Here is a 13,893-nt window from a genome sequence, read left to right as displayed (position 1 = left end):
GGTGGCCACGCCATGCCGACGGCTGTCGGTAGTCGGGCGGACCGCCTCGCCCCAATCAGACGCTCAACGCGTCTCCAACGCGTCACGCGTCGGATCGATCGCAAGAACGTCGTACGGGGCGCCATCGTCGCCGCCGTCGCCTACGCCGCATGGCTCGCCATCGGCGCCTTCGGGCGGCCGTACAACTTCTTCGACATGAAGATCTACCACGGTGCCGTGGTGTGGTGGGCGAGCGGTCACGAGCTCTACGAGTTCATCGCGCCCGGGACCACCCTCGGTTTCACCTACCCGCCGTTCGGTGGGCTGGTCATGCTGCCCATGGCCCAGCTACCGATCTTCGCGGCCGGCATGGTCAACGCCGTCGCCAGCATCGCCGCGCTGGCGCTGGTGCTGGCCGGGCTGCTCCGCCCCATCGTGGACCGGCTGGGGTGGCCACTGTGGTTCACCGTGGCCGTGGCGGTGCCGCTCGCGATCGCCATCGAGCCAGGTCGGGAGACTCTCGGCTACGGCCAGGTCAACATCCTGCTGTTCGCGTTGATCATGGCTGACCTGATCGGCCTTCGCTGGCGCTCCCGCCGCGGCACCCACTACGCCGCGACGGACGGCCCCCTGCTGCGCTTCCTCTACGGCGGGGCCTGGGCCGGCGCCGGCATCGGCCTGGCCACCGCGGTCAAGCTCACCCCGGCACTCTTCATCCTCTACCTGCTGATCACCCGCCAGTGGCGAGTGGCGGCCACCGCCATCGGCACCACGATCGGCGTGACGGTGGCGACCTTCGCGATCGTCGGTGACGAGTCGCGGACGTACTTCGGCAGCGTGCTCTGGCAGACCGAACGGGTCGGCGCGGCGGACATGACGCCGAACCAGTCGCTGGCCGGCCTACTTGCCCGCCTGTACGACTCGATCGAGACCCCGGGGCTGCTCTGGCTCGCCTTCTCGGTGCTGATCCTGGCGCTGGGCCTGTCCCGGGCTGCCAGTGCCCGCGCCGACGGTGACGAGCTGACCGCGTTCACACTTGTCGGTCTCACCGCGAACGTGATCAGCCCGATCTCCTGGACGCACCACCTGGTCTGGGTGATCCCGGCGATCATCGTGCTGGCCGACGCCGCCGTACGCCGCCGGGAGGCGACCCGGGCAATGCCTCAGCGCACCGGCCAGGGCCCGGTGTTCGGCGGGTTGCCCGGGGTCAACGGGCTCCGCCCGCCGATCTGGTATCCCACGCTGACCGGGCTCCGGCACGGTGCCGCGGCGATCGGGCTCTACCTGCTTTTCCTGATCTCCCCGATCTGGCCGTACGAGCACCAACTGCCGGAGATGTCGCACTACCAGGACGGTCTCTTCGGGGCCCTGATGGAAAACTCGCTCGCACTCGCACTGATCGTGCTGGTCGCCGCGCTGCCGTGGCGTCCGGGTGCGGAGCCGGCGTTCTACGGTGACCGGCTCCCCCGGGCAGTGCTGGTCAACGGCCGCCGCTGAGCGGTCAGGGGCAGTTGACCCATTCGTCGGTGCCGTCGCTGAAGACCTGCCGCTTCCAGATCGGCAGGCGCGCCTTGGCCTCGTCGACGAGTCGGGCGCAGGCCGCGAAGGCCGCCGCCCGGTGGGCGGTGCTCACCGCGGCGACGAGCGCCACGTCACCGATCGCCAGGGGGCCGACCCGGTGCGAGACCGCCACCGCGTAGACGTCGGGCTCCGCGGCGATCTCGGCGGCCACCTCGCGCAGCACCTGCGCGGCGCTCGGATGCCCTTCGTACTCCAGGCTGGTGACCTGCCGGCCGTGATCGTGGTCGCGGACCACGCCCTGGAAGGAGACCACGGCACCGGCCCGACGGTCGGCGACCGCCGCCTCGTGTGCGGCCAGGTCGAGCGGCTGGTCGGTGATCTCACCGAAGGTGATCGTCGGTGCGGTCATGACGAACGCTCCCCGGGAAGCAGCGGCAACGGCACGATCGGCACCCGGTCGCCCGGCTCGCCCCTGGTGCCGGGCCGGATGACGGCGAAGCCGTCCGCCCCGGCCAGGCCACGCAGCATCGCGGAGCCGACGTGTCGCACCGGGAACGCGGTCCCGGCGGCCCGGTCCAGCCGGACCAGGGCCAGGTGGGTGTGGTCACCGCGGCCGGGCACCGGCTCGGCCAACGTGGCGTGCGGCAGCACCGGCATCGAGCGGCCCTGGAGGCCGGCGAGCAGCGGCGCGACGAGCGACACCAACGCGATGATGGCGGACTGCGGGTTGCCCGGCAGCCCGGCCACGAACCGGACCCGCCCGTCGTGTCCGGCCACCCGGGCCAGCAGCATCGGGAAGCCCGGACGGACCGCCACGGTGTTGACCACGTAGTCGGCGCCGAGCGCCTCCAGGGTCGGGTGCAGGTGGTCGACCGGGCCGTTCATCGTGCCACCGGTGGTGCAGACCAGGTCGGCGTTGGTCAGCGCCGCCCGCAGGGCCGCCACGTGCGCGGGCAGCGTGTCGGCCACCGGGCCGACCACGTCCGACGGGCGGACCTGGCAGCCGTAGCGCCGCAGCCACGCCGGCACCGCGGGGCCGAGCGCGTCGCGGACCCGACCGGCCGCGGGCGGGCCCGTGGTCAGCAACTCGTCACCGAAGACCAGCAGCGCGGCGCGCGGCGCCCGCCGGACCCGCAGCGTGTCGTGCCCGCAGGAGGCGGCCAGGCCGATCACCGCCGGGTCGACAGGCGTGCCGACCGGCAACAGCTCCTCGTCGGCGTACGCCTCCTCGCCGGGCTCGCGCCACTCGGGTGTCTGCCGGGGAACGCCGCTGACCAGGCCGTCGGCAGTCGCGGACTCCTCCACGCGCAGCACGGCGGTGGCGCCCTCGGGCACCATGGCCCCGGTCGCGATCTCGACCGTCGTGTCGTCCTCGGTGAGCGGGGCGGGGGTGCTGCCGGCCAACACCCGGCCGACGATGCGCCACGGGCCGCCGCCGCGCACCGCCCAGCCGTCCACGCTGGAGGTGGGGAACGCGGGCAGGTCGGTGCGGGTGGTCAGCGGCTCGGCCAGGGTCGACCCGTCGGTGTCGACGAGTGGTCGGTTGGCGGCGGGCAGCGCGGCGGCCAGGCCGACCGCGTAGACCCGGGACCGCGCCTCCTCCCACCCGGCTGGCGGAGGTGCGGCGACCCGATCCGCGGTGGGTGCGGTTTCCGTGCTCACCGGCCGAGCCTATCGGCACGGACCGACACCTGCCCGAGCCTGGCGTGGACCCGTCGGTGGTCTCCGCCGGGGAATCAGTGGTCTCCGCCGCGAAGCTGGTCCACGGTGTGCCCGAGGATCGGCCCGAGCACCGCCAGCCCGTCCCGGGCGCCACCGGTCGAGCCGGGCAGGTTGACCACCAGCATCCGGCCGGCAACCCCGGCCAGACCCCGGGACAGCACCGAGGTGGGCACCCGGTCGCGGCTGTGCGCGCGGATCGCCTCGGCGATGCCGGGGATCTCGTAATCCAGCAGAGCGCCTGTCACGTCCGGTGTGCGGTCCGACGGGGTCACCCCGGTGCCACCACTGGTCAGCACCACGTCGACACCGTCGGCGCGGGCGGCCCGCAGGGCCGCGCCGACCGGCTCGCCGTCGGGCACCACCACCGGGTCGTCGACCTGGCACCCCAACTCGCGCAGGCCGGACACGAGCAGGGGACCGCTGGTGTCGGCGTAGACGCCGGCGGCAGCCCGGTTGGACGCGACGATCACTCGGGCCCGGATCACGGCCGGTCCTCCGGCCGGACCCACTCGCCGGTCTTGCCGCCCTCCTTGCGCAACACCCGGACCGCCTCCACCGAGGCCGCCGGGTCGACCGCCTTGACCATGTCGATCAGGGCGAGACCGGCGACGGCCACGGCGGTGAGCGCCTCCATCTCCACGCCCGTCCGGTCCGCCGTGCGGGCGGTGGCCGTGATCTCCACGGTGTCGGCGGTCAGCCGCAGGTCGACGGTGACGCCGTGCAGGGCGATCGGGTGGCACAGCGGAATCAGGTCGGGGGTGCGCTTGGCGCCCATGATCCCGGCCAACCGACCGACCGCCAACGCGTCGCCCTTGGGCAGCCCGTCGCGGTGCAGCAGGTCGACGACCTCGGGTGTGGTGCGCAAACGGCCGGCCGCGACGGCCAGCCGGCCCGTCACCGCCTTGTCGGAGACGTCGACCATGCGGGCCGCGCCCGCACGGTCGACATGGCTGAGCTGCGCGGGTTCGGTCACGGCCGTGAGTCTATCGGTGCGGTACGACGGCGCTTGGAAGGAGCGGCGTCGCTCTGCCCGCCGCGCCGCGGTGCTGACGGCGCACCGGCGGGACGCCGCTCCTCCCTCACCGACCTGTTGCCGAGGCCCTGGGGAAGCCTGGCAACGGGTACGTGCGACGACCAGATCCTGCGCTTGGGCAGAACCTCCCCGTTCGTCGTCACGGCGCAGAAGCTAACGGGCCTCGCGATAAGAAATCGATAAGTGCCGTTCAGCCTGGTCGGCGTTCCGTGTCTTCGTCACTCAACTCGGCGAGACGGCGCTCGGTCTCGAACCGCTCCGGCACGCCCATCCGTCGGAAGATCGCCAACGCCCGCTCCCCGTGCCGCCTCGCCTCCGCCGGGTTCACGCGGGCAAAGTGTTCGGCAAGGCCCGCCAGGGCCCGCCCCTGCTCGTACGGATGTGAGATCCGAGTCGCCAAGCGCAACGCCTCCTGGTGCATCTCGGCCGCCTCACCGCCCCGGCCCTGCGCCAGCAGAGTGCGCCCAAGCTCGTTCAGCGCGGCCGCCTCGAGATGTCGTTCCCCCGAGCCGATCGCCAGCTTCCAAGCCACCTCGTGTTCCTGCTGAGCCTCGGCCAGACGGCCGAGACCGCGGTAGGCGATCCCGAGGTCGTTGTGCACCTCGGCTGCGGCGTATCGGTGGCCAGTGCGGTCTCGCAGGGCCAGCGAAGCCATGAGGATTCGGATCGCCTGCGGGAAGTCGCCCATTCGCACGCGGACGGCTCCGATGTGGCTGAGAGCGTTGAGTACATGAAAATCGGCGGAGTTCGTCCGCGCCCAGATCAGGTGCAGACGATGCATCCGCAACGCCTCCTGATACCGCCCCAGACCCATCAGCGCCAAGCCAAGATTCGGCAGCAGCTTCGGCGTCTCTACCCTCCCGTAAACCTTAAAATTCCGCAGACAATCGAAACCCAGCGTCACCGCCTCGGTCAGATGGCCACTCCACCAGTAGACGGCGGCGAGGTTGGAGCGGTATCGCGCGGCGTTCGCCGAGTCCGGCGAGCTGCGGGAGAGTTCGACCGCACGGGTCAGGTGGTCGAGCGCCCCCCGATTGTTCCCGGTGCGGACGTAAGCAGAGGCCAGGTAGTTGTTCATCAGCGCCATCGCTTCGACATCTCCCGTTGCCTCGGCCGCGCTGAGCGCATGGCGGTGGGTGAGGATGATGTCCTCGAAGTATCCGCGGATGTAGCAGAAGCGCCAGATGGCACGGGCCAGCCGCCACGAATACTCGTGAAAGCCCGACTCTCTCGCCGACGACACCATCCTCACCAGATCCGCCCGCTCGGTTTCCAACCAGTCGGCGGTAGGCTCGCCGATGGCCTCGACCAGTTCGGGACGCCCAAACGGGAGTTGAGTGAACTGGGAGCTTATGACGGCGGGCTCCAGTGTTTCGGCAACCTTCAGGGCCACCTCCAGCGTGAAGGCGAACAGCTGGGACAGTCCGCGGCTTCGGTCGCTCGGGGAGTCGATGCGCGAACACAGCTCGACGGAGTACTCGCGCATCAGGTCGTGCAGTCCGTACCGCGTCGAGTCGAGATCCTCGACCAGGTTCCGGTCGACGAGGTCATCAAGCGCCGCTCGGGCTTCTGCGACGTTCAGGTCGGTCAGCGCAGCGACCGTCAGCGGACCGAAGCGGTCACCCGGATACAGGCCCAGGAACCGGAAGACTCTTTTCGTCGCGTCCGGAAGCGGCTCATAGGAGGCGGCGAAGGCACCGATGACAGTGCTCTCCTGCTGGCCCAGGTGATGCAGCAACGGCGGATCGCCACCAGCCATCTGTTCGGCGAGGTCCGCCAGGCGCCATCCGCGCCGATGAGCCAGCCTGGCACCAGCCAGCCGGATCGCCAGCGGAAGATGACCGCACCGGCGGACCACATCCTCGGCCGCTTCCGGCTCGGCTTCGACCCTGTCCGGACCCACGCTGAGGCTGAGGAGTTCCACGCTCTCCCGAGAGCTCATGACCGGAAGCGTCTGCGAGGGTGCGACATCCGGGTGCGACAGTCGCCGCCGCGAGGTCACCAGCACCACGGCGGTCGGTTCGGTCGGCAGGAGGGGCAGGATCTGCTCACTACTCGCGGCGTTGTCGAGAACTATCACCGACCGCCTCCGGGCCAACTCCCGTCGCCACCGCTCCACCCGGTCGTCGATCTCGACCGGAACCTGTCCGGCCGGCACATCGAGCTGCCGAAGCAGGGTGACCAGGGCACTCGCCGGCTCCACCCGGTTCTTCTCGCCATGCCCACCGAGGTCGACGAACAGCGCGGCATCCGGGTATCGATCGGAGAGCCGGCGGGCCAGGTGCACGGCAAGTGCCGTCTTGCCGCTGCCCGCCATGCCGTCGATGATGTGGACCGCCGGCACCCGCTCCTCGACCCGCCGGGTCTCCGCCAGCAGCCGCGACACGACGTCCTCCCTGCCGACGAAGTCGGCGACCGCCCGGGGCAGATGATCCACCGGGTCGATCCGGCCCGATTGTCCGGCAGCCGCAGCGTCCGCCACGACCAGGTACGGACGCCGCTGACCGCTCTCCCGCCGGAAGGCGACAGCGCGCCCCGGGCCGGAACGCGACACCGCCGCGACGATCGAGCTGCGCAATTCCTCGAGGTTATGCCCGGGACCGACGCCCAACTCCGTGGCCAGCCGGGTTCGGATCTCGTCGTACGTCGCCAGCGCCCCGGCGTTGTCCCCGCGCTCGTGGAGAGCCCGCATGAGGAGGTGGTAGGCCGGCTCCCGGAGAGGGTGGCGAGCCACCAAGTCGCGCAGCGGTGGAATCGCCAGGTCGCCCCGACCTGATCGCAGTTGGAGGTCGGCGTGTAGCTCCACGGTCAGCACCCGTTCCTCTTCCGCAGCCACCGTCCGCGACGTCAGGACGGGCCCGAGGGGGACGCCGGCGAACATCGGACCTTGCCACCGAGCCAGGGCGCGCCCCAGTAGCTCCCGGGCGCGGTCCAGGTGGCCGGCGGTCAGTGCTTCCCGACCCGCGTTCTGTTCCAACGCGAAGCGAAAGACGTCTACTCGTCCCGGGTCCACGACGAGTCGATAGCCGTTGCGTCGGCGTTCGATGACACCGCGACCGGTCGGGAAAGCCTCGAAAGTCCGGCGCAGATTGCCGGCATAGGTCCGCACATTAGCGACGGCCGATCGCGGTGGGCGATCGGCCCACAACTCGTCGACGAGGTCGTCCACTGTCACCAGCCGCCCGGGCTGAACGGTGAGCATCGCGAAGACTGCCTGTTGTTTCGGTGTCCCCAGCGGCAAAGTGCGCGCGGACAGATGCACCGAGAGGCCGCCAAGAACTCGAATCTCCACCCGTCCTCCCACCTCGACGGCAGTGACGTATCCGGTCGATCACGCAACGCAGCCTACGGTGACCAGCCCCACCCGGACGGCGTCGCCTCCCTCAGCGTTAGCTGGAATGATCTGCGCAGGCGCTTGTCCGCGATCGATCCGGATCGCAGGCAGGGTGCCCGAACTGCGGATGAGCTCAGGGAACGGCCCCGCAACACTGAATACGCCTCGCCGGCCGCGGCAATAATGGTCGATTCGTCCCAACCTTCCGGCGAGAAGGTTCAGCGCTCCGCGCCGGAGCGCGGACAGAAAGTGACATATCCGCTTCAGCTTGGCTAATGTTGCGCATACCGACATAAATTATTCCTTCCTGCCCATCGGGTCTCCTACTCTCATCCCTACGAACGAATGGCGCCGAACACGACGCCTCGTAGCGGCAAGGAGGTCGAGCGATGCGCAACAGCACCGAGTGGGACTAGTACCAGCTTCAGTCCGATGTAAATCCTCGACGCTGAAGGGTGTGTCAGATGCGTAGCACCGAATGGGACTAAGTCCTTATCACCTGAACGACACAGCGGTACGCTGCCCGTTAGCGGACACCGACGGTGGGTTACGGGTGAGGTTGAGTGAACCGGACGACGCGTCGTCACAGGGAAGCCGACCCACGCCTGCTGGGCCTTGTCGGGCTGATGGTGACGCTCGCATCCGTCGTCGCCGCGACAGCAGTGATCGCAACTATTCGCAACATGCCAGCCAACGCGGGAGATGTCTCGACGATCTCAGCACTCGTCCTGATGATCGCCCTGGGGGCAATCGTCAAGACGCGCCTCCGGATCAAGTCGACGACCTTCTCGTTCGCCTGGGTGGAGACGGCCATCGTCCTCGGGCTTGCCCTGGCCCCGCCACCCTGGGTGATCCTGTCGACGGGCATCGGCATCGCGTGCGTGTCACTCGTCAAACGACTGACCGCCATCAAGACGGCGTTCGGCATCGCCAAGCACACCCTCGTGGCCGGCGGCGCCACCCTAGTGATCATGCTCCTCGGTCAGCGCTGGCCACCAGACGGATTGTTCAACCACCTCGTCCTGCTCGGGGCGGTCTACCTCGCCGCCGCGATGCTCGACGACCTGTTGGCCATCCCGGTAATCGCCCTGGCGTCGGGCACCCGAATCCTCCGACAGTTCCGTAACCACCTCGACCTACGGATCGCCGGATTCGCCGTCCGGTTCATCGTCGCCGCTCTCACCGTGATCATCCTTCGAGCGGACCAAAGTCTGCTCCTCGCCGTCCCACCCCTGGTCCTGAGCCTGCACCTGGCCTACTCCGCGCGGATCAGGGGCCGCACCGAACAACAGGCGTGGCAGCGCCTCGCTCGCACCACCGACGCGCTAAACGTCGTCGACCTCGACGCCGTCCTCACCACCGCCGTCACCCAGGCCGCCGAACTGTTCTCCGCCGACGAGGTCGAAATCGAACTGCGTGACGGCGACCGCACCGTCCGCGGCGGCACCGGCGGCATCACCTTCGACGGCCCCATCGGCAAGCCCACCGACGTGGACGGCACGATCGTCCCCGCCCCGCTCGAAGGGCACGACCGCACTGTCGACGTCGGCGTCCTCCGACTACGCTTCCGCGGCCCGGTGCAACTCTCCGAGCGCGAGCAGTACACCCTGCGCACCTTCGCCTCCGCACTCTGCACGGCCGTGCGCAACGCCCAGGCGTACGCCGAGCTGGCCCGGGTGGCCGACGAGCACGCGTACGCCGCCACCCACGACGCGCTGACCGGGCTGGCCAACCGCCGGCACCTCCTCGACGAGGGCACCAAACAGTTGAGCGCCCGACACGCGGACGGCGTGACCGCGCTGGTGCTGATCGACCTCAACCACTTCAAGGAGGTCAACGACACACTCGGCCACGCCGCCGGTGACCAGGTGCTGGTTCAGGTCGCCGACCGGCTACGGGACGCGGCGCAGGCGAGTGACCTGGTGGCCCGCCTCGGCGGTGACGAGTTCTCCGTACTTTTGCGCGGGCTGCCGGCCCCGGCGGTGGCCGCGCACCGGGCCGAGACGCTCCTCGCCACCCTGCACGAGCCGTTCGAGCTGGACGGCATGCGGATCAGCGTCGAAGCCAGCGGCGGCATCTCCGTCGCCCCGTCGACCGGTGGCATGACCGAGCTGCTGCGCCGCGCCGACGTGGCCATGTACCAGGCGAAGCGTGCCGGGCAGCGACTCTCCACCTACGCCACCACCCGCGACACCGCCGACCTGGGCCGCCTCACCCTCGGTGGCGACCTGCCCCGTGCGGTCGCCGACCACGAGTTCATCGTCAACTTCCAGCCGATCGTCGACCTGGGCACCGGCGAGGTGACGAGCGCCGAGGCGTTGGCCCGCTGGCGCCACCCCACCCACGGCATGATCGACCCACTGCGTTTCCTGGAGGCGGTGGAACGCTCCGGTCTGCTGCCGGCCTTCGCCGAGGCGATCCTCGACCAGGCACTGATCGCGGCCACCACCTGGCGGGACGCCGGCTTCGACATACCCGTCGCGGTCAACGTGTCCCCCCGCAGCCTGCTCGACGCGCGGTTCCCCGGCTCGGTGCTGGCCCGGCTGCGCGCCCACGACCTACCGGCGGACCGGCTGGTGCTGGAGCTGACCGAAACGCTCACGCTCAGCCAACTCGACGTGGTCGACCGCGTGCTCAGCCGGCTGCGCGACGAGGGCGTCCGGTTGGCGTTGGACGACTTCGGCACCGGCTACTCCTCGCTCTCCCTGCTCTCCCGCATCCCCGTGCACGAGCTGAAGATCGACCGAAGCTTCGTCACGACCATGGAGAGTTCAGCGGAGGCCGCCGCGGTCATCCGTTCCACCCTCGACCTGGGTCGCAGCCTCAACCTGGCAGTGGTCGCCGAGGGGGTGGAGAGCGAGCCACAACGGCGGGCCCTCTGGGAGTTGGGCTGCCTCGCCGGCCAGGGCCACCTGTTCGCCCGGCCGGTGCCAGCCGGCACCCTGCTCGCGGCCATGCAACGCGGCTCGGGCGGGCGCCCCGGCGCCCTCGTCGCGCCACTGCACAACGCCGGCGCGGTGATCCGGTTGAGCCAGACCCGCCGCCAACCCGGCCGCACCCGCCTCCCGCACCTGCCCGCCTGACGCGGTCCGGTGCAGGTACGGCCCGGTCTGCCAGACTGGCTCGCGTGATCGCCGACGCCCCGACCGCCCGCCGCCGTCCCTGGCACTGGCGCACGCTCGACACCGCCGCCGGCGGACTCGCCGTCGACCTCGGCCTCTACGCCGTGTCGACCATCTTCGCCGCGTTCACCGCCGTCACGTCGACCCTGTCGCCGCACCGGGCCTGGGGCGCGGTCGCCGCCGTCGGGTACCTGGCCGCGACGCTCATGGTGATCACCCAACTCCTGCTGCGTCGGGGCCACCCGAGCGCACCGTTGGTCGGTCTACGCGCCCGCTGGGCGATCACCGGCCTCACCTGGGCGAGCACCGCCCTGCTGCCCCTGCTCTGGCAGAGCATCGAGCGGGCCAGCGGGCGCACCGACCGCGCACAGGAAGAGGTGCTGGTCGTGGAGCACGCCGGCACCCGCCTCCTGGAACACGGCACGCCGTACCTCGGACCCGACGCGATAGCCGCCCTACCCCCCGGCGAACAACTGCTGGGCTACACCCCGTACCAGCCCGGCATGGCAATCTTCGGCCTGCCCAGAGCACTTGCCGACACCTGGTGGACCGACTCCCGGGTCTGGTTCGCGGTGGGCACCGCACTGGCGCTCGCCCTGGCCGTCGCCGCCCTGCGCAGACCACCGGCCCAGACCGGCAGGGGCCACCGACCGGACGCCGCGCTGCTGCGTGGCGTGCAGGCCGCCACCGTCCTGCCCGTCTGCGCCCTCACCCTCGCCACCGGCGGCGACGACCTACCCGTACTCGCGCTCTGCCTGCTGGCCCTCGCGCTCGCCGCCACCGACCGACCCGGCCGCGCCGGCCTCGCGGTCGGGCTCGCCGGCGCACTGAAGCTCTTCGCCTGGCCGGTCGCGCTCGTCCTGATCGTCTGGGGCCTGACCCGACGCGCCGGCACCCGGGTCGCCGCCGGCGCGATCGGCCTGCCCGTCGCGGTCCTGCTGCCGGCGATACTCGTCGACCGCGACGCGCTGACCGAGAACGTGCTGCGCTTCCCCCTCGGCCACGGCCTGGTCACCAGCCCCGCACAGTCCCCCTTCCCCGGCTACCTGATCGCCAACGCGCTACCCGCCGGCCGGATCATCGCCGCCGCGCTGCTTGTCGCCGCCGGCGTGGCCATCGCCGTCCGGCTCGCCCGCCGCCCGCCCCGCACCGCCACCGCCACGGCGCTGATCTGCGGGTACGGGCTACTCGCCGCGATCGCCCTGATGCCCTCGACGCGCTTCGGCTACCTGCTCTACCCGATGGCCCTGCTCACCTGGGCATCCGCCCTGCACCGCCCGGTCCACCCACCGGCCACCCCGGTTCCCGAGCTGGCCAGTCGGACCGCATCGGCGTAACTGCCGGGCGGAACGGCCCGCCAGGGCGTAGACCTGAAGGCATGACGACGTACCGCGACCGGGCCGACGCGGGCCGGGTGCTCGCCGAGCGGCTCACCGCACTCGTCGGCGACCCGGACGTGGTCGTCCTCGGCCTCGTCCGTGGCGGCGTACCGGTCGCCCGTGTCGTCGCCGAACGACTCGGCGCACCACTGGACGTGCTTGTCGTCCGCAAGCTCGGCATGCCGTGGGCCCGGGAGGTCGCCTTCGGCGCGCTCGGGCCGGGCGGTGTCCAGGTGCTCAACGACGCGGTGGCCAGCCGACTCAGCAGCGACGACATCGCCGAGGTCAGCCAACGGGAGCAGGCCGAACTGACCCGTCGGGAACGGCTCTACCGAGGAGGCCGCGCACAGTTGGACCTCACCGGACGGACCGCCGTGATCATCGACGACGGCCTGGCCACCGGCGCGACCGCCCGCGCCGCCGTGGAGGTCGCCCGCCAACTCGGGGCACACCGGGTCGTGGTCGCCGTCCCGGTCGGCGCACAGGAGGCGTACGAACTGCTCGCCGCCGAAGCGGACCAGGTCATCTGTGCCCAACGCCCACCCGAGTTCGGCGCCGTGAGCGTCTACTACGACGACTTCCACGAGGTCTCCGACGCAGAGGTCAGCGAGGCGCTCACAGCAACCGCTTAGGTGGACCAGGTACCGTCGGGCGATGAATAGTCTCACCTGTCCCAAGTGCCATGGAGAGATGCGCCAGTACGAGCGCAGCAGCGTCGTGATCGACCAGTGCGGGGAGTGCCGCGGCATCTTCCTGGACCGCGGCGAGCTGGAGAAGCTGTTCGAGGCCGAGGCCAACTGGAGCCGCCAACAGCCCGGTGGCGCGCCGCAGCAACCCACCCATCAGCCGGCCGGCTACCCACCTCCGCCGCCTCCGCCGCACCAGCCCGGTTACGGTGCCGTCCCGCCGCCCCCGCCCGGCTACCCGCCGGCGCCGGCCTACGGCCACCAGCAGCAACAGCACCACGGCTACCACGGGCACTACCGGCAGAAGAAGCGCAAGGGCTTCCTCGACGAGATGTTCGGCTGAGCCAAGACCGACAACCCGCCCGGGTCGATCACGCGTCGACCCGGGCAGCAGCTCGCCGGTTGGCGGGCGGGATGGTCCATGCGAGGCTGAATCGCATGACCACGATCCGAGCGGACGAGGCGCTGGCCCAGGCGTACGACGGGATCACCGCAGTGGTCGCCGACCTGGACGACGCCGGCCTGCAACGAGCCACCCGCTGCCAGGGCTGGCTCGTCGCGGACCTGCTCCTGCACGTGCTCGGCGACGCCCAGCGTGCGCTTGTCGCACTGGCCAGCCCCGCCGACGGGCCGGCCGACGTCGACGACGTCAGCTACTGGCGCGACTTCCCCGCCGGCGACGAAGCGAGCACCCGGCACGCCTGGTGGGTGCGCCGATCGGCCGCCGCGTTCGACAGGCCGAGCGGGATCGTCCGGCTCTGGCGCGACACCGCCCCGGCGGCGGTCCGCGCCGCCAGGTCAGCAAACCCCGAGGGGTACGTGACCACGCAGGGGCACGTGCTGCGCGTACCGGACTTCCTCGCCACCCTGACCACCGAGGCGGTCATCCACCACCTGGACCTGACCCCGGCCCTGCCCGACGCACCGCTGCCCGGTCCGCTGGCCGTGGGTGTCGCGGTGGCGACCATGGATGGCCTGCTCAGCGACGACACGGTGCGGCCCACCGCGTGGGACGACCAGGACTTCCTGCTGAAGGCCACCGGGCGCGTCCCGTTGACCGATCGGGACCGGCTGGAGCTGGGTGAGTCGGCGGGCTGGTTCCCCCTGCTCGGCTGAT

At 70.9% G+C, this 13,893-nt stretch carries 11 protein-coding genes; 6 read left to right on the top strand and 5 right to left on the bottom strand.

Annotated features, from left to right (window positions below; translation table 11 throughout):
* Positions 1-12: 12 nt before the first annotated feature.
* Positions 13-1,476, top strand: a complete 1,464-nt coding sequence (locus tag AB0B14_RS16535) for a glycosyltransferase 87 family protein (protein ID WP_357522891.1) — start codon at positions 13-15, stop codon at positions 1,474-1,476.
* 4 nt (positions 1,477-1,480) lie between these two features.
* Here AB0B14_RS16535 and AB0B14_RS16530 read toward each other — a convergent pair whose 3' ends face one another.
* From AB0B14_RS16530 to AB0B14_RS16510, 5 genes are all read right to left on the bottom strand, one after another.
* Positions 1,481-1,909, bottom strand: coding sequence for a molybdenum cofactor biosynthesis protein MoaE (locus AB0B14_RS16530; RefSeq protein ID WP_357066028.1), 429 nt, complete (start codon positions 1,907-1,909; stop codon positions 1,481-1,483).
* Entirely contained in the window at positions 1,906-3,162 is a 1,257-nt protein-coding gene (locus AB0B14_RS16525) for a molybdopterin molybdotransferase MoeA (RefSeq protein ID WP_357066031.1), read from the bottom strand. The genes AB0B14_RS16530 and AB0B14_RS16525 overlap by 4 nt, the downstream gene beginning before the upstream one ends.
* A gap of 74 nt (positions 3,163-3,236) precedes the next feature.
* On the bottom strand, positions 3,237-3,707 hold the full coding sequence (locus tag AB0B14_RS16520) for a MogA/MoaB family molybdenum cofactor biosynthesis protein (RefSeq protein ID WP_357066033.1): 471 nt from the start codon (positions 3,705-3,707) through the stop codon (positions 3,237-3,239).
* Entirely contained in the window at positions 3,704-4,195 is a 492-nt protein-coding gene (gene moaC, locus AB0B14_RS16515) for a cyclic pyranopterin monophosphate synthase MoaC (protein ID WP_357066037.1), read from the bottom strand. The genes AB0B14_RS16520 and moaC overlap by 4 nt, the downstream gene beginning before the upstream one ends.
* Positions 4,196-4,445: 250 nt before the next feature.
* Complete coding sequence (locus AB0B14_RS16510) at positions 4,446-7,547, bottom strand: BTAD domain-containing putative transcriptional regulator (RefSeq protein ID WP_357522890.1); 3,102 nt, start codon at positions 7,545-7,547, stop codon at positions 4,446-4,448.
* A 668-nt stretch (positions 7,548-8,215) separates the two neighbouring features.
* Here AB0B14_RS16510 and AB0B14_RS16505 point away from each other — a divergent pair.
* The 5 genes from AB0B14_RS16505 (at position 8,216) to AB0B14_RS16485 (ending at position 13,892) form a co-directional block, all read left to right on the top strand.
* Positions 8,216-10,672, top strand: a complete 2,457-nt coding sequence (locus AB0B14_RS16505) for a bifunctional diguanylate cyclase/phosphodiesterase (RefSeq protein ID WP_357522889.1) — start codon at positions 8,216-8,218, stop codon at positions 10,670-10,672.
* A 44-nt stretch (positions 10,673-10,716) separates the two neighbouring features.
* Positions 10,717-12,048, top strand: a complete 1,332-nt coding sequence (locus AB0B14_RS16500; RefSeq protein ID WP_357522888.1) for a glycosyltransferase family 87 protein — start codon at positions 10,717-10,719, stop codon at positions 12,046-12,048.
* A 41-nt stretch (positions 12,049-12,089) separates the two neighbouring features.
* Positions 12,090-12,722, top strand: a complete 633-nt coding sequence (locus tag AB0B14_RS16495) for a phosphoribosyltransferase family protein (RefSeq protein ID WP_357066046.1) — start codon at positions 12,090-12,092, stop codon at positions 12,720-12,722.
* A gap of 22 nt (positions 12,723-12,744) precedes the next feature.
* The gene (locus AB0B14_RS16490) at positions 12,745-13,119 is read left to right on the top strand and encodes a zf-TFIIB domain-containing protein (RefSeq protein WP_357522887.1); all 375 of its coding nucleotides are present in this window, start codon (positions 12,745-12,747) and stop codon (positions 13,117-13,119) included.
* 95 nt (positions 13,120-13,214) lie between these two features.
* Positions 13,215-13,892: a maleylpyruvate isomerase N-terminal domain-containing protein gene (locus AB0B14_RS16485; protein ID WP_357522886.1), complete on the top strand. Its 678-nt coding sequence runs from the start codon at positions 13,215-13,217 to the stop codon at positions 13,890-13,892.
* Position 13,893: the final 1 nt, after the last annotated feature.

Origin of the sequence: Micromonospora sp. NPDC049171 (genome assembly GCF_040648275.1) — a bacterium.
GTDB lineage: Bacteria > Actinomycetota > Actinomycetes > Mycobacteriales > Micromonosporaceae > Micromonospora.
Note: the sequence above shows the minus strand (reverse complement) of the source record. Positions and strands in the feature narration are given on the sequence as shown.